The 17,007-nt window shown below is 51.6% G+C and carries 14 protein-coding genes; 1 reads left to right on the forward strand and 13 read right to left on the reverse strand.

Annotation, left to right across the window (positions count from 1 at the left end):
- Window positions 1-3: 3 nt before the first annotated feature.
- The 9 genes from B5D39_RS11530 to B5D39_RS11575 form a co-directional block, all read right to left on the reverse strand.
- Entirely contained in the window at window positions 4-351 is a 348-nt protein-coding gene (locus B5D39_RS11530; protein WP_078790622.1) for a helix-turn-helix domain-containing protein, read from the reverse strand.
- Between the two features lie 412 nt (window positions 352-763).
- Window positions 764-3,097 (reverse strand): YecA family protein, encoded by a 2,334-nt coding sequence (locus B5D39_RS11540; RefSeq protein WP_078790673.1) that lies wholly within the window; start codon window positions 3,095-3,097, stop codon window positions 764-766.
- Between the two features lie 174 nt (window positions 3,098-3,271).
- The gene (locus tag B5D39_RS11545; protein WP_208610580.1) at window positions 3,272-4,327 is read right to left on the reverse strand and encodes a putative phage abortive infection protein; all 1,056 of its coding nucleotides are present in this window, start codon (window positions 4,325-4,327) and stop codon (window positions 3,272-3,274) included.
- 131 nt (window positions 4,328-4,458) lie between these two features.
- Window positions 4,459-5,103 (reverse strand): hypothetical protein, encoded by a 645-nt coding sequence (locus B5D39_RS11550; protein WP_078790625.1) that lies wholly within the window; start codon window positions 5,101-5,103, stop codon window positions 4,459-4,461.
- Window positions 5,104-5,333: 230 nt separating this feature from the next.
- Window positions 5,334-5,765 carry a GNAT family N-acetyltransferase gene (locus B5D39_RS11555; RefSeq protein WP_078790626.1) on the reverse strand — a complete coding sequence of 144 codons (432 nt, stop codon included), beginning with the start codon at window positions 5,763-5,765 and terminating at the stop codon, window positions 5,334-5,336.
- Window positions 5,766-5,846: 81 nt separating this feature from the next.
- Window positions 5,847-8,348 carry an SPFH domain-containing protein gene (locus B5D39_RS11560; protein WP_078790627.1) on the reverse strand — a complete coding sequence of 834 codons (2,502 nt, stop codon included), beginning with the start codon at window positions 8,346-8,348 and terminating at the stop codon, window positions 5,847-5,849.
- A gap of 352 nt (window positions 8,349-8,700) precedes the next feature.
- A complete protein-coding gene (locus B5D39_RS11565; protein WP_078790628.1) occupies window positions 8,701-9,954 on the reverse strand; it encodes an Nramp family divalent metal transporter in 1,254 nt (417 codons plus the stop codon).
- Window positions 9,951-10,352, reverse strand: a complete 402-nt coding sequence (locus B5D39_RS11570; protein ID WP_139366757.1) for a hypothetical protein — start codon at window positions 10,350-10,352, stop codon at window positions 9,951-9,953. Before B5D39_RS11570 ends, B5D39_RS11565 begins: the two co-directional genes overlap by 4 nt.
- A 13-nt stretch (window positions 10,353-10,365) precedes the next feature.
- A complete protein-coding gene (locus B5D39_RS11575) occupies window positions 10,366-11,508 on the reverse strand; it encodes a deoxyguanosinetriphosphate triphosphohydrolase (RefSeq protein ID WP_078790630.1) in 1,143 nt (380 codons plus the stop codon).
- 70 nt (window positions 11,509-11,578) lie between these two features.
- Between B5D39_RS11575 and B5D39_RS11580 the strand changes: the two genes are divergently transcribed.
- Window positions 11,579-13,420, forward strand: coding sequence for a thioredoxin domain-containing protein (locus B5D39_RS11580; RefSeq protein ID WP_078790631.1), 1,842 nt, complete (start codon window positions 11,579-11,581; stop codon window positions 13,418-13,420).
- Window positions 13,421-13,426: 6 nt separating this feature from the next.
- Here B5D39_RS11580 and B5D39_RS11585 read toward each other — a convergent pair whose 3' ends face one another.
- The 4 genes from B5D39_RS11585 to B5D39_RS11600 form a co-directional block, all read right to left on the reverse strand.
- Complete coding sequence (locus B5D39_RS11585; protein WP_244161396.1) at window positions 13,427-13,843, reverse strand: DUF1499 domain-containing protein; 417 nt, start codon at window positions 13,841-13,843, stop codon at window positions 13,427-13,429.
- Window positions 13,844-14,169: 326 nt separating this feature from the next.
- Window positions 14,170-14,613, reverse strand: a complete 444-nt coding sequence (locus tag B5D39_RS11590) for a PPC domain-containing DNA-binding protein (RefSeq protein WP_078790633.1) — start codon at window positions 14,611-14,613, stop codon at window positions 14,170-14,172.
- 39 nt (window positions 14,614-14,652) lie between these two features.
- Entirely contained in the window at window positions 14,653-15,261 is a 609-nt protein-coding gene (locus B5D39_RS11595; RefSeq protein ID WP_078790634.1) for a response regulator transcription factor, read from the reverse strand.
- The gene (locus B5D39_RS11600) at window positions 15,252-16,961 is read right to left on the reverse strand and encodes a histidine kinase (protein WP_078790635.1); all 1,710 of its coding nucleotides are present in this window, start codon (window positions 16,959-16,961) and stop codon (window positions 15,252-15,254) included. The genes B5D39_RS11595 and B5D39_RS11600 overlap by 10 nt, the downstream gene beginning before the upstream one ends.
- Between the last annotated feature and the right edge of the window lie 46 nt (window positions 16,962-17,007).

Below are 17,007 nucleotides of genomic sequence, written 5' to 3' on the forward strand. Positions count from 1 at the left end.
CCTCTATTCAGAATGATCCGGCAACAGCAGTTCGTTCTTCGGTTTCAGCTTACGGGTTCTCGGCTTAAATACTTTTTGTCGTGGGGATTTCTGCGGAATCATTTGCAGGGGGTTTACCGTGACTTTTGGCGCAAGTGTTTCCAGCCATTCTACCCGATTCAAGACCCGCAAAATTTTGATCAGGGATTTGGTCGTAGACGTTTTTCCGGATTCGATTCGCTTTACAACATTCAGGGCGACTCCGGCTTGTTCAGAAAGAGCTTGCTGATCCATATTACGAAGGATTCTGAGATTGCGAATTTGCTGCCCCAAAACCTCTTCCCATTCTTCGGGCGTCCTGTAATTAACCATAATAGCCCCTATATGATCTAATATAGAAAAACATACTTAATATAGCCTATATATAATCTACATTACTTAACTTACCATACAAAGTCCAGAAAGAATGCAACAAAACCAACATAACAGACCATATATAGTCTATTTTAATCTTTTTTATGTATTTTATACCATATAAGAGCCATTAAAACCAAATGCAAATTCCATCCAAATCATCAAGGTCTTGATGCGGGTTGAGTAGCGGCCAACGGCGTACCCCCATGACCCGCCCGCCCAGGTTTTTCAGGCGGTCGGCGTCCATGGGGCTTGTTGGGATATTTTGCAGTTTGTTCACTATTTCAAATTTGGAGACGCGGCCCCTCAGCCTCCCCGCTGATAATACGGGGAGTGTCTCCAGTTCCCCCATGGATGTCCCTATTTATTCTTAACGGCCATGACACTTTTTGTATTTTGCACCACTACCGCAGGGACACGGATCATTCCGCCCCGGCTTTTTCGTATTCCCTAGGGGCATGACGTTTTTCGGCTGGTTTAGATTCACCGCCCGAGTTGGTTGAGCCATTCGCGCGGCATCTTCGTAAATGTAGGCGTTTTCTTCCGTTCGTACCGCCGGTATGCGGACCACGAAAGATTGCGCCCGATGGTAGGTTCCATTGGGACTAACCTCCGCCACGACGCCAATGACGTTAGAGGCTTTGACGGCTAATGCAGCTGCGCTGGCCTTGTCATTCACCTTGGTCCAGTCAATTTGGTAGTCGTGATGTTGAAGCCAAACGAAAAGCGGCTTACCGTCCCCGGATAGAGTAAAGTAACGGGCGGGATTCTGGTTCAGGGTTTGGCGAAGATCGGACAGGATCTTGGCCAGATTTTTCCGCCCTTCCTCTCCTAAATCACGGATATGGCTCTCCACTGAAAGCCACCCTCGAGCTCGGGTGGCGTCAAGTACTTCAAGCAGCTTCAGCACCTCTTCCGGGAAGTCCTGCGTCGGAAATGGCCTATTTTCCCAGTCTTCCCCCTCGAAGCTCCTGTCGACGATGTCGCACATGCCATCCCAGATGAGCATATTCGCTTTGCCATCCTTCAACTGATCGGCAATTTCCTGATCGAAGCGGTTCTTTTTCAGGTACGCCCCCAGATGGTCGAACTCATCGAAGAGATGAGCCTGGCGCATTCCTGCCACGGCTTGCCGAACCTCCATGTAGTGAGCAAACGAGCCGGGTGTGGGCAGGAACCGCTTGAGTACGAACAGGTCATCAATGGACAGCGAAACGAAGGCATGCTTGCCAAGGAGCGGCTCAACCTGCGGCAGTACCTTGCAGTATGCCGAAAAGGGCGAGAATGACTCGACTGTCAGTCCAATCGGCACCATCACACGGTAGTCAGAGCGGCGGACACGGCCGCATTCTTCATACTTGCCGTCGATGAGGCGGTAGAGCGGCACTTCGTCCGCAGAATTCAGGTAGCTAAAAAAGCGCTCGCACTGCTTGTACGCCTTGAGTACCAAGTCTTGCACGGACTGGGCGTGGCGGCCGAAATCAAGCGCTGGCGACGCAATGGTAGCAGCGGCTCCTGCCTTGGCTTCAACCAGGAACAGTATGTCATCGATCAGGATAAGGGTGTCGTTCTCGGACCACTGCTTGCTTGCAGGATCCTTGTAGTAGACCTCCTGGAAAACTGTGGCGCCAGGAAGTTGGTCGGCTAGAATGTCGGCGAAGGCGGCTTCACTCATCGCCTTCTGCCGATTCTCAAAGGTCTTCTTGTACTCCTGCTTTCTCTGAAGAAGGTTGTAGAGAAGCGCACGATACCCCGCGTCGCGGGTGAAGCACGGGTCGATAGCGTAGTAGTCCGATCCAACCTGAATTAAGGGTTTCTTCCGGGCAGGTAGTGTCCGGTAGGGCGTCCCCGCAAAATCACCCGCAGCGAAAAACTCGGTTTCTTCTCCGCGACAGTACGCTAAGTCAGCCAGCAGCTTCGGCGGTAGCTTCGTGTGACAGCTCACGTTGGCGATACCGCCACGAAACATGTCATTAATCGCTTGCACTGCAGCTTGCGACTGTTCTGCATTGGCCGCAGCCCACGCCTCTATGACGCCTTCCAGAGGCTTATCCTGTGCTGCAGCAAAGGCCTGTGCTTCCTCAAACTGCTTACTCATTTCCATGATCGCGTCGGCATACCCAGAACGTGTGGAGTTAGCCATTGCCTGGAAGCCTTCCGCGATATCGGCGGCTCCGACGCCGTACACCTCTATAAGGACATCATTGTGAGGAGCCAGAACGTAGCGGTAGAACTCTTCTTCCAAAACTTGGTAGCGATTTCCGCGCAGCATGACCCAGGTAGATTTGGCGCGGAATTCAATGTCGGCCGTGTCGGGACCGAATACGCCGTCCTTGGTATCGGCGGACGTGGCCATGGCGAAAAACATGGCCAACTCTCGCAGTTTTCTGCCAAGTTCAAACAGCTCGGTGCACTGAGCTTCGTCGAATGCCATTTCCGGAGGAGCAGCATCTGACGCAAGAACCGCGTGTACGTACTCCAACAGGAACTGGTTCTCGTTGATCAGATCATCCGGGCCGTCCTCTTCGCGTTTCTCCTCGGTGGCGCTTTGGTCTGCCATCGCGTTCATCATGTACTGGGCATAGATGTAGCCGAGCAGATCATGCGGAGGCATGGTGACAATTAGCTCGCGCATTCGAGCTGCAATCGCTTCCATTTCTTTCAACATGGAAGCCGCAGTTTCTTTTCTTTTTATATCGTCCATAACCAACATATCCCCGATATTTCTGGGAGGAATTCGGGACACCCCTCGGTTTTTCACATGCCGATTCAATAAATACGGGGAGTACCCCTAGTTTTTCAAAAAATATATTCTCTTAGCATTCAACGGGATGCCCGGTTGACCCGCGCCGGGGCGATTCTCAGCCCCGGTCGGTGTCTAACCGGCTGGTTGGGACGGATTTGATTTCCTGCTCTCGTCGGAGTTTGATGGACGCAAGTCATATGGGACCCCCCCATTCTGACCAAAAGCTCCGCCGTAGCACTTTTCAAAATTAAACCTAATGTTTTTTTGTTCTTTATACTGTAAGAACATTTCATCACTAGCTATTGCAGCACTACTGCCAGCCAACGAATAGCCATTTTCTGTAGGCTCAATAGGTAGGTGCTCAAGCATTGCGTACTCGATGAGAAGGTTTTTGAATTGGCCTCTGTCACAAACTCCATCAAGACAATTAATAAATAGCAATGCTAATTCCTTAGCAGATAGTTGTGCCCGCAAAATGCCGGCGAACTTTCGCTTGTCAAGTTCTGTTGCCTTGTCTTTGTCGTAGTTGTCTATTAATTTTAAGGCTTGATACAAATTTCTGAAATAGTGACCAAGAATATGATTACTCTTATCTTGAATTTTCTTGTATCTCGCTAGAACTTCGTCTGGTGAGGATGTACCTGATGTTATGAAAGTAAATATTTCGTCAAAAGCCCCACGGCCTTCAACAATCGTTTTCTTTTTAATCATCGAAGCATTAAATATTTCAGCCAATGATGTCGCTGCACCAGTTTTTTCATTTAATTCTTCTATGTCAACTTTGATGTTATCTACAATCTTGTGGTGGAGATCAAGGATATTGAAAAATGTGGTTTCTACTGCTTGTCGATTTAACGCTTCTGATGTTTTTTCATATTCTACTCTTGCAAACTTTAACTCCTGTCTTTGAATTACAATCGTAGCTATTAGTCCAAAGAAGGTCAGGAATGTAAGGACAGGGTTTAGTACGCCACCAAAGAAATCACCAAATACACCGATATAATCTTTTTTTCCTATATAAAGTAAAAACAGGTCGAGGGCCAGAAGACATATAGCCGCAACCGCTGAGAAAACTAATAATTTGTATAAGAGGTTGGTTAATGCGGACTCACCAGCTTCTTCGTGAAATAGTTCATCAAATTGAGGATACTTACTATCAATCCATTTGCCAAACTTCTTGAAGAACACAATCAACTCCTTTTTGTTGCAACGGCTTGGGAGAACAACGGCGTTTTTTGGCCGCTGCTTCTGCCTTGTTGGAACCTCACATTTTTTCCGCTTTCATATATATTAAATTCGGGATCAGCGAGTTTTTTGTTTTATTTACGAGTACTTGATCTAATACTGCTGATATCTGAGTTGTTTAAAATCGTTGTTTCATTTCCTGCAAAATATGCTACTTGATTCTGGCTTGAGGTGATTATATAGCCATCTGTACTCTTGTTGCCCGCTTTCAAAAGTATTGTTGACTTAAATAATTTGTCTGATGCGGCATTTTCTTTAAATCTTAAAGCCGCTTCTTTTCCGGATTTATCTGATGCTATTAAAGCAAATAGAATACCTATGAATAAAACAAGAAGTGCTGTTGCTAGTATTAGCATCCGATACGAAAAACCAGAAAATTTATTGATGTCATATATGCCTTCATTGATATTTGATTCTGATTTGTCTGACGTAAAGTTACTTGGAGTAACTTGTCTAATTTTATTGACTCTATTTATGATAAACTCTCCAATTAATGCAGTAACTAGAACTAATTCAGCTGCTACGAAAAACCACACAACTGCTGATGCACCCATTGTTGATAATGACACAAAACCTTGAAATATAGTTTGGTCAATAGACAGCGGGAACAAAGAATCATTAATGCCAAATTCGCGGAGATAGCCTTGGTGAAAGGTAAGCCCTAGAGTGTACAGTGTTGCAGTAATCATGGAGATTATTACTGAAGCGTGTTTTAGCATTATAACTCCTTAGCAAAAATGCTCATGTATATTTGGCACTTTGTTACTCATTCTTCCCGTTCAGCTAGCGAGGCCACAAAAACTTCACCTCATTTTTTCCCTGCCACCACTCCAGCCGCGCCAAGTCACGATTTTCAACGGGGTGCCCCCATGACCCGACCGCCCAGAATTTTAGGGCGGTCGGCGTCCATGGGGCTTGTTGGAACATTATTCTTTACTTCTGTCCCGTATTAACCTTCGTCTACTAGAATTAGTCTCGGGTTCTCCCATATAGAGCGCCGAGGTTCACCCGTTGGCAGAAAGCCGAGATCTCGCCAGAATGGCTCAGATCTGCGAGGTGCGCATTCGACTGTAATAAACTCGGCCCCAGATGCAAACAAGCGTTTGATAGCGTCGAGAGCTAACAACTTTCCGATGCCTCGTCTGCGATGCTCCGGCTTGACTTCAAGTATGTCTATTGAAGCGCCAACGGACTTTCTATTGTGAACGACAAATCCGACCACCTCAGTACCGGCAACAGCACAAAAAACTTCGCCTTTTTGCAGAGAATCTCTAATAATCTCGTGATTGCAGTTGAAGCCTTCACCGCTCTCGCGCTCCTCTCGTTCAAGCCATGCTAGTATTTCAATAAGATGGATATCATTCGATTTGATAATGATCATTTTAAATGGTCCAACTCCTTATTGAGCGGTTCACGCGCACGTGCGCGTGAACCGCTCATCCCCCCAAATGGAACAGTTCTTCTACCCCTTTATCTCCGGCGCAGCACCCTGCTTCTTCAGCATGGCATTCAGATCAATCCCCGGCAGCAGTCGGGCCAGTTGCCCCATCAGGCCATCGCCAGCGGTGCCGCCGCCTGAAACAAGCACATCCGGCACAATCTTAATCTTGCCGTTTTCAATGGCGGTTGCAATCAGCTCCACAATCTTGATCTGCTTGATCGCCTCTTCGCCAATCGCCTCCTGCTGCTTGCTATAGGCCTGGGCAGTGGCTTCACCGATGGCGGCAATCTTGGAGGCCTCACCATCACCAATCGCCTTCAGCCGCTTGCCTTCACCGGTTCCTTCCAGTGCCTTGGCCTCTGCCGTACCTTCGGCCAGGGTAATCATCTCGGTCTTTTTCTGGGTTGCCACCTTTACGGCGATCTCTGAAGCAACCAGGGTGGGCTGCTGGTCGGCAGTGGCGCGCATCTTCTCCATCTCGGTCCGCTCTGCCTGGGACTTCTGCTCCATCTTGTACATTTCCTGCTGCTGCTCGGCAATGATCCGCTTGGTCTGGGTCTGCATCAGATCTTCCGGCAGTTTGATCTGGCAGATCAGCACGGATACGCATTCCACATGGTATTTTTCCAGATCAACACGGGCGCGGGTTTCAGCCTTGGTCTGTTCTTCAGAACGGCTCTGCAGGAAGTTCATGGCCGAGGCGGTGGAGGCCTGGTTTCTGAAGGATGAATCGATCATCGGGTGGATAACATGCTGGATCAGGTTGTCGATGGAGCCAACCTTGGCCACCATGTAAGGGGCCTGATCCGGGCGGACCCGGATAACCACCTTGACCGCAACCTGAATCGGGAAGCCATCCTTTGAGATAACTGTTAACTGGTCAAAGCGGGTATCTTCCTGATCATCCCAATCAATGGTGATGTTGGTGGTATCAATGATGTAGGCCATAAAGGCCCGCCGGTTCAGGTAATAGCGTCCGGGGCCGGCAACCTCTTCCTGAATGCCGCGGAATCCCTTGGGCACCACATACTTCTCTTTGCCTTCTTCAATAGAGGCACCGGCCTGCGTCGAACCAAGGCGTTTTTTCATCTCTTCCGTGGGGTCTTCCCCCACGTTGGAGACAATCACCCCCACCTGACCACGCTCAATCACCGCCACATCATCAATGGCCACACTGAACATAAACGGGTTGATATAGTAGGTACCGGGACGCAGCACATCAAGCTGCGGACCACGCTGGCCCTGCTTGGTCAAAAAGGCGGAACCATCCTGATAATCGTTATGCCCCACAACGGGGCAGGCAACATATTCCCGCTCCGGCAGCGGAATACCATCCAGGGCGGTTACCAGACCAATCTTATTGGCCTCTACAACGGCAGCCGGCGCAATCTGGATATTAAACAGGTTCAGGTTAATCCGGTAGGTACCAGGCAGCAGCACATCAATCTGCGGACCTTTCTGGCCACCGTTTTTCAGGAACGCCTCGCCGTTTTCATAGTTGGAATGTCCGGTCACGCTCTGCGCCAGCAGACGTCCCATCGGGATCGGGGCGCCGTCCTGAGCGGTCACCATCCCCACCTCGCCCTTGGCAATCACCACGGCAGCGGCCTTGGTAACTTTGAAGAGGTTGGGATGAATCCGGTAGACACCCGGCGGCAGGATCTCGGTCTGCGGCCCTTTCTGACCGCCGCTTGTGATGAAGTCCTGGCCGGATTGGAAGGCGTTGTGACCGGGCACCACGGTGGCAAAAATGTGCCCTGCCGGAATTGCCGCGCCGTCGGCAGACTCAACCAGACCGATCTCACCTTCACTGATCTTGGTGGCCATACTTTTGGTCACCTTGAACAGGTAGGGGTTGATCCGGTAGTTTCCGGGGGGGATGATCTCAATCTGCGGCCCTTTCTGGCCGCCGTTCTTGATAAAGGCATCACCGTTCTGGAATGATTCATGCCCTTCCACAGCCTGGGCAAAGATCTTGCCTTCCTGAATGGCAGCACCATCAACTGACTCCACAATGCCGATCTCGGAATCCTTGATCTCAGTGACATGCCCCTTGGTCAGTTTGAACAGATAGGGGTTAATCCGGTATTTACCCGGCGGCAGAATCTCAATCTGCGGACCCTTCTGACCACCGTTTCTGATAAAGGCCTCGCCATCCTGAAATGAGTTGTGGCCAGCCACCACCGCCGCAAAGATCCGGCCTGCCGGAATGGAAGAGCCATCCACCGATTCAATCAGGCCGATCTCGTTTTCCAGAATCTCGGTAAACATGCTCTTGGTGGCCAGATAGATAAACGGAATCAGAAAATGCAGACCTGGTCCCAGGGTCCGCGCCTGGATACCGACCTCATTCCCCAAGGCCACAACCCGCCCCTGGGGCATCTTGCTGCCAAACCAACGGCGCTCGATCAGAGCGATCTCATTTCCACCAACAATGACAACCGATTGATAAATAAGGATAACCACCGGGATCAACAGGATCAGGTAGCCACCATTTTGAAGGGCAACATCAAGCAACGGCATACAGACTCCTTTCAGGCACAACAGGGGGGGATGGAGTGTTTTGCACACAATCTGGCAGTATACCAGCAAATGGATCTTTTGCTATTTGGGAGGGTGATTTTTTAGGGATAGCAGGCCGATAGCACAGAAGCTGATCAAAAATGGTAACAGCAGCACGCGGATTAAGGGCTAAGGGACTCGGAATTTGCTGATGTACCAGTTTTTACGCTCAGATTTGGGTCAGATTTGTCATCCCTGATTGAGCAAAACCGCAGGCGTAGCCAAAGCTACGCAGAGGATTTTGTGATTGAAGGGATGGCAAAGATGGCCTGAAGATGAGATGTAAAACGGTATATTGGCAAGTTCCGAGTCCCTAACGTGCCATATCAATCAACAGTGCCAGATTAAGACCAATAACAATCAGGCCGGTAATCCAGAGTACGGCGGCGCCATAGGGCTTGTTGGCGTAGGTTCCCATTACTTTTTTTGACGAAGTCAGCAGAATCAGCGGGATGATGGTAAGCGGAAGTTGCAGGGAAAGGGCGATCTGGCTCCAAAGGATACCCTTGAACGGGTCTGACAACAGCATGATGGCGGCCAGTGCCCCCAACAGCGTGATACTTAGGCCGACACGGGAGTGAGGATCATTAATATCGAACGGCTCGCTGAAGATACCGGCAAAAACAGACCCCCCTGCCATGGCGGCGGTAACAGACGATGAAAGCCCGGCAAAGAGCAGACCCAGCGCAAATACCACCGCTGAAGCCTTGCCAAAGACCGGCGCCAGAGTCACGGTGACCTGGGGAAGTTCGTTGACCACAATGCCATTTTTATAGAATACGGCGGCAGCCATAATAATCATGGCGCTGTTGATGGCCCAGCCAGCCCCCATCCCGGTCAGTGTGTCCAGAAACTCATATTTCAGCTGTTTCCTGATCACATCATCGCCATGCTCGTTCCATTGACGGCTCTGGATCACCTCTGAATGCAGGAAAATATTATGGGGCATCACAACCGCGCCCAACACCCCCATGATGACCGGTAGCGCCCCGACAGGAAAGCTCGGTGTCACCCAGCCGGTAAAGGTCTGGACCCAGGATACGTCGGCCAGCCAGATTTCAAAGACAAAGGCCAGACCGATCAAGGAGACAAATCCCATAATCCATTTCTCAAGCCGTTGATAGTTTTTTGAGAAGAGCATCCAGGCCGAGAACAGCGCCGAGAACAGCGCGCCGACCATCAATGGCAGGCCGGTCAGCATATTGAGGCCGATGGCGGCTCCCAGCAGTTCTGCCAGCGCTGTGGCAACGCAGGCAACCATGGCACTTCCCAGCATTAAAACCCGTAGCCAGGGTTTAAAGAATTTTGAGGCTGCCTCAGAAAGACAAAGTCCGGTAACAATCCCCAGGTGGGCGGCATTATGCTGGACAACAATCAGGATAACGGTGGAAAGGGTCACCACCCAGAGCAGCTTGTAGCCAAATTGCGAACCTGCAGCCACGTTGGTGACCCAGTTGCCGGGATCAATAAAGCCGACCGTGACAAAAAAACCGGGGCCGATGTAGCGGAACAGCTCCAGTGAAGCCAGGCGTGAGGCATGCTTGCCGATGTGGGAAAGCCAATTCATGGCATTGACGCAGGCGGCGCTGCGATAAAAGCACCGGTTTGAGAATGTATATAGAATGAAAGTGCTACAAATCCGGCTAAAAGCACCCACGGAAGAAGCTTCAGGACACTATTGTCTTTGGTAAATCGTGAGAAGCTGACAGCAATTGAGGCAAAAGCAGCCCCCAGAACAATAAATGCAACACCTGCCAACCGTGCGGCTGTTCCATTAAGCGCTGTGGGGCCAAAGAAATACTGTCCTGGCTCTGGACCGCTTACCGGCTCTAAATGGCCTGATACAAGCGCACTCATGCCCCACCATAAAGGAAACAGCGAGAATGGAGAGACAATAAGTAGCAACAGGGTGGTATGCAGCCATGTTGGAAGCTTGTCATCAGATGGGAAAAGTGAATCACGCATCTTTGAACCTCCCCTACACCCGTTCAAAGGTCTCAAACAAGGTCTTGTAATCATCCAGCGCATAGCGGTCAGTCATGCCTGCCAGATAATCCGCCACGGTGCGCTCCACCCCGTTCTGTTCTATCCTGCGGTGGTACTTGGGGGGCAGCAGGTTGGGCCGTTTCAGGTAGGTCTCAAACAGTTTGCTCAGGACATGCTCGGCCTTGACCCGCATCTTGTCCACCTTGTGATGGCGATAAAGCTTCTCTTTCAGGAACTTCTTCAGGGCCATATTCTCCTGCTCCACCTGGGGGCTGAAATGGACCAACACCCGGTTAACCCGACGCAGGTCATCCAGGCTATTGACACCATACTGCTGGATATTGGCCCAGGTGGTCTCGCAGATGTCAGTAATCTGCATGCCGATCAGGGCACTGACCGTACGGGCCACCAGCCGCTTGTCATCTATGGTCGGGTAGCGTTCCCGCACCCGGCTGACCATCCGCTGCCACAGCTCCACCTCTTTCAGCAGGTCCAGGGTCAGGTAGCCTGATTTGATGCCGTCATCAATATCATGGTTGTTGTAGGCGATCTCATCGGCATAGTTAATCAACTGCCCTTCTATGGAGGGGACCACGCCGGGCAGAAATTCATCCAGAATTTTAGTAGGTACATCATGGGGTGAGGAATGTTTCAGGATCCCCTCCCGCACCTCCCAGGAAAGGTTCAGGCCATCAAATGCGGCATAGCGTTCTTCCAGTTCATTCACCACCCGGAACGACTGATAGTTATGCTCAAACCCGCCAAAACCCTGCATCAACTGATTCAGCACCTCTTCGCCGGTATGGCCGAAAGGGGTATGCCCCAGATCATGGGCCAGGGCCAACGCCTCGGTCAGGTCATCGTTCAGGCGCAGACGACGGGCAACCGATTTGCCGATCTGGGCCACCTCCAGCGAATGGGTCAGACGGGTACGGTAGTAATCACCTTCGTGGTTCAGGAAGACCTGGGTCTTGTATTCCAACCGCCGAAAAGCGGCACAGTGGATGATCCGGTCACGGTCGCGCTCAAACATGGGGCGGGGATCAGAGGATTCTTCCGGGTATTTACGCCCTTTGGAGGCAGCGCTGGTGCAGGCAAAAGGGGCTAGATCAGGACGTTCACTATAATCAAACATTTAAGACTCCCTTGCAGTTGCAGGATGGGAAAGAGTACTATCCAGACAGGTGTTGAGCAAGTTTTTTCATATGATTGGATCTACCATGACCAACCACGAACTGCATACCCTGCTGGCCCTTGACCGTTCTACTCTTCCCGAAGATGGCAGGCCGGAGTTCAACCGCCTGATTTTTTCCCGTTCGCCCTACCTGCTGCAGCACAGCCGCAATCCGGTGGATTGGCGGGAATGGGGACCAACGGCACAGGAAGAAGCCAGACAGCGCAATCTGCCGCTGTTTGTCTCCATCGGCTATGCCACCTGCCACTGGTGCCATGTCATGGCCCATGAATCCTTTGAGGATGAAGAGGTGGCCGACATCCTCAACCACGCCTTTGTGCCGGTCAAGGTGGATCGGGAAGAACGGCCTGATCTGGATGAGTTCTGCATGGCTGCCTGCCAGACCCTGACCAACAGCGGCGGTTGGCCCCTGAACTGCTTCCTGAAGCCGGATGGCACCCCGTTCTATGCACTGACCTACCTGCCCAAAGAGCCTAGGCGAGGTATGCCCGGTTTTCTGGAGCTGCTGGAGAACATTGCCAGGGTCTGGCAGCACAAGCAGGATGCGGTTGAACGTAATGCACAATCTCTGATGGAAGCGCTGGGGCAGATGGCCACAGTCCCGCAAGTAACCGCCACGCCAAACCTGCAGAAGCTGGCGGATACAGCGCTTGCCACCCTGCGTAAGATCCATGATCCGCAGTACCAAGGTTTTGGCAAGGCCCCCAAGTTCCCCATGCCCCCCTATCTGCTGTTTCTGCTGGGCAGGGACAACCGGGCCGAACAGGAGCTGGCGCTGGGCGCACTGCAGGCGATGCGGCAGGGCGGGATCTGGGACCAACTGGGTGGCGGCATCCATCGCTACAGCACTGACCAGCGCTGGCTGGTACCACACTTTGAAAAAATGCTCTACGATCAGGCACTGGTGGCCTACACAGCACTGGAGGCCTATGCCCTGACCAAAGAGAACCGCTATCTGGAGATGGCAGACAATCTGCTGGAGTTTGTGCTGGCTGAACTGACCGCCCCGGAAGGCGGCTTTTACTGCGGGCTGGATGCAGATTCTGAAGGCCGTGAAGGGGCCTGCTATGTCTGGGAAAAACAGGAGATTGAGCAGATTCTGGGGGATGAAGCGGCGCTGTTCTGCAGCCAATACGGGGTAACTGAGCAAGGCAATTTTGAAGAGCCAGGGAAGAATGTGCTGTTTCAGGCCAACTCCAACCAGGCAGCAGAGCTCAAGGAGGCGCAAGAAAAACTGCTGGCAGTCAGAAATCAGCGTCAGCAGCCGCTGCGGGACATCAAGATCCTGTCCGGCTGGAACGGCCTGATGGTCGCGGCACTGGCACGGGGAGCAGCACTGACTGGTAATCAGCGCTGGCTGGAAGCGGCCCGCAGGGCAGCAGCCTTTATCAGCAGTTCCCTGACCCGTGCAGATGGCCGCCTGCTACGCAGCTGGTGCGGCACACCATCAACCATCCCGGGATTTTTGGAGGATTACGGGTTTCTGGGCTGGGGCTATCTGGAACTGTACAAAGCCGGGGAAGACACTGCGGATCTTCAGACGGCAGAAAAACTCTGCAAGGATGCGCTGCGGCTATTCAGGTCTGACGATGGGCGGCTTGTTACAGCAGGTATCGATCAGGAACAGCTTCCGCTGGCACTATCAGACAACCATGATGGGGTCATTCCATCCGGGCCAGCAGCCCTGGCCATGAACCTGGTTACGCTGGTAAGACTTACTGACAAGACTGAATGGAAAAATACGGCAGAAGAGGTGTTGGTGGGACTACTGCCATCCCTGACACGCCAGCCGGTCAGCGGGCTCTGGCTACTTGCGGCCCAAAGACTGTGGCAAAGCAGCACGCAGGGATAGCACGACTTATTGTGACAGACAGGCCTGGGTAAACTGTTGCCTGATCTCTTCCGTCCGCCGCCGGTTTTTACCCAGATCCCAGTAGCCCAGTCGTGCAGCAGAACGGACATGGATCACGGCCATATCCGGGGCCAACAGAAACAGGCCATCATCCACAAATCCCAGCAAGGTTCTGATTTCAACCTTGATCATACTTTTATCAAAAGCCACCACGGTGGTATCTGAACGCTTCAGCAACAGCGTATGCAAACAGCTGAACGCCTGAGCTGGATCACCTTTGACTACAAAAGGGGCAATCCGGTGCTTATCTTCAGCCTGGCTGGAAACGCAGTTGGGTGATGCCGGACAGGGGGGCAGCGCTGCCCCGTATGCAGGAGTAATGGTCATGGCAAGTACCAGAGCAAGCAGTAGGTTCGTTGGCACGAAGCCCCCAAAAAGCGGCGTATATATAGACAGATAGCCGCAAAAGAGTACAAAGAAATAAACCTAAAAAACATTTGCCACAGAGAACACAGAGGTCTCAGAGGAAAAACAGGAAGATACACCAAATAACCTGATTCTTTTTGGGTGAGACACTAAAAACAGATTTTTCTTGTAGTTCTCTGTGTTTCTGTGACCTCTGTGGCTAACTGCCGTTTTAAGGATAAAAGAAAACAGATTATTACAAACCGCTTCAGCGGTATTAGTTATATCAAGCAACGCCTTGAACTGTTTTTGCGATCCTTGCGTTCTTTCGCGGCAAATGTTTTTCAGGCCCGGTTCATCTTCATCAGCACCATGCCTGATGCCGGGTCCAGTTCCCGCTCAATACTGACATCCAGTATCTCGGTAAGCACCACTTCAAGCACCAGAAATGTTCGCGTGGCTTCCCGCAGACATCCGGCCTTAACGCTGTCATGCTTACCATAGGCACCATGGAAATGCACCTTGGGCTGATCCTTATCCCAGAAGACCGTACCGAACCCGACCGCTTCATGGCTTTCCTGCAGTTCGCGCCAGACCGGGATTGGCGGCATCTCTTCTGTTTCCGGCCCCACTACAAAACGGCCTGCTTTCATACCACCCACTATGTTAAAGCTGGCAGCCCGGATATTTTCAGTACGACAGATCTCTGAAATACCTGCCAGCAGATCCTCACTATCGCCAAAGCGTGCCACAATAATCCTGCCAGGTCTCCCTGTTTGATATTCCACCGTATGCTCCTCTTCAGTTCAACTCCATAACCAAAACCACTATCCCAGCCCCACCTTGATGGCGTAGCGCACCAGCTCTGCAGTGGTATGTATGCGCAGCTTATTCATAATATTGGTGCGATGGTTATCCACTGTTTTGTTACTGATTCCCAGAGACTCTCCGATCAAGCGACTGCTCATGCCACAGGCCACCAGCCGGATAACCTCCAGCTCCCTGTCTGTCAGAAAATGTCCTTCATGCAACGGAGCAGACTGTTCTGCAGCATCCAGTAAAACCGAGCCATCCGCAACGTTCCTGATGGTCTGCAGCAGCTGTTCAAAGGCAAATTCTTTATTAACATAGCCATTTGCGCCGCTTACTCTCGCCCGTTCCAGCATCAGCGGGTCGTCGTGGGTTGTCAGGATAACCACCGGCGTCGCATCACCCTCACGCCGCAAGGCAGCAACGGTTGAAAGACCGTCAAGGCCCGGCATAGAAATATCAAGAATGGCAAGCGTAGGACGCAGTTTGCGGATCAGGACCAGCGCCTCATCCCCCCTGCTGCACTCACCCACAATTTCACAATCATCAGCCATGGCGATTAACGAGCGTAGCCCTTGGCGAAATATGGCATGGTCATCTGCAATAACCAATTGAATCAATGGCATGGTAGCTCCACAAAAATTCTTGTGCCCTGGCCTTCAGGAGAATCGATCACCAGACGCCCACCGACAAGAGCAACCCGTTCCTGCATAATCATCAGCCCTGACCCGCCTGACATACCCACCTGCGCCCCACCCTTGCCATCATCACTCACGGTCAGGACGATGGTTTCCCCCTGACGTTGCAGAGAAACCTGGACACGCTTGGCAGCAGCATGTTTCAAGATATTGGTCAGGCTTTCCTGACAGACCCGAAACAGTACCAGACTGCAGCGGTCACCAACCGTATCAAACTCTCCGGCAGACTGCACCAGTAATGATACGCCACCGTCTTTTTCCAGATTACGGCAGAGCCAGCGTACCGCTTCTTCGATATTCATGCCGGATAACGGCAGGGGGCGTAGCGAGACAACCAGGTTCCGCAGCTCTGATGAAGCGTTCTGTACATCCCGGATCAACTCGTTGATGGCACTGCGTTCACCACTTCTATCCGCTCCAACGGCACCCAGCAACAGTTTCAGCCGGAGCAGAACTGCATGCAATGCCTGTCCGATACCATCATGCAGCTCACGGGAAATACGGGTCCGCTCCTCATGTTCAACCCGTTCCTGCTGTGTCAGCAGACTTTCTTCATACTGTGCTCTGGCTGTCTGTTCCGCCAGCTCAGCCATGCTACTGCGCCAACGGAGCAAGAGCCAGAGAGCAACGGCAAGCATAACGGCAAAACCGGTCAATTCCAGCACAAAGCTGCGCTTAACAGCCACTACCAGCGGTTCCACAGCGTAGCAAACCAGATACCCCCCCTTGCCACCGGTAACTTCCGGTACCGGCACAAACGAGACAACATAACCGATCCCCCGATGCACAATCCCCACTGAAAACTGTTCACCCCGTACCATGCGCTGTATGGTATCGGCATCTTTACTGAGTTTTTTCGCTATGGCATCTGCTGTGATTGAAAGTGGTTTGGCAGTATCAGCATGATTTCTGGCAGGATTTTCAATCAACCAGGCGTCGGAAAAAGGGGATGGGGCATAGACGGAACGGAAGTCAGGAAACAGGCGTTCCTGAACCAGATCAGCATGTACCAGAAACTGATACTCCCGTTCGCTGGCATATTCTGTCATGGCACTCTGGACGGATTTAAACGGAATGCTGGTTTCTACACTACCGATATGCTGTCCTTGATACTCAAGCGGCACGACATACCGGAAACCATCGATGATCCTGCCCGCTTCAAAACCGATCACCGCCCGCTTTTCAGTATTGGCAATCCGCACAGATGGCCGCACACTAAACAGCTTATCACCAAAACGTTTGGGTTGATGAAAGCGGAGAAAGCTTTCACCATCTGGCAGATGAAAATGCAGCTGGCGCAAACGGTACTGCCAGAGCTCCTGGTAGGACCCCTGCAACCTGTTGTAGAGCTGGTGTCTCAGGATTGTCTTGCCAGCCTCATCAGACTGCCAGGCCCGAGCGAACAGCGAAAGCACCTCTGGCTGACGTATCGTATCGCGCAGATAGATCTCTGTGGCAATTTTATAGGTATGAATTGCAGCCCGGTACGATATTTCCAGCATCTCGGTATGCTGTTTATAATGCTGCTGCTGTCTTTCAATCCGGTCGAGGCTCAACAGCCCTCCACCGACAGCTGCAACAACAATAAATACCAACAGTATAGGAAAGATGCCGCGATTATTGACCATCAGTCACCAGATTAGTGTAACGAGCAAACCGGTTAACCTGCAATGA

Source organism: Trichlorobacter thiogenes (genome assembly GCF_900167465.1).
GTDB lineage: Bacteria > Desulfobacterota > Desulfuromonadia > Geobacterales > Pseudopelobacteraceae > Trichlorobacter > Trichlorobacter thiogenes.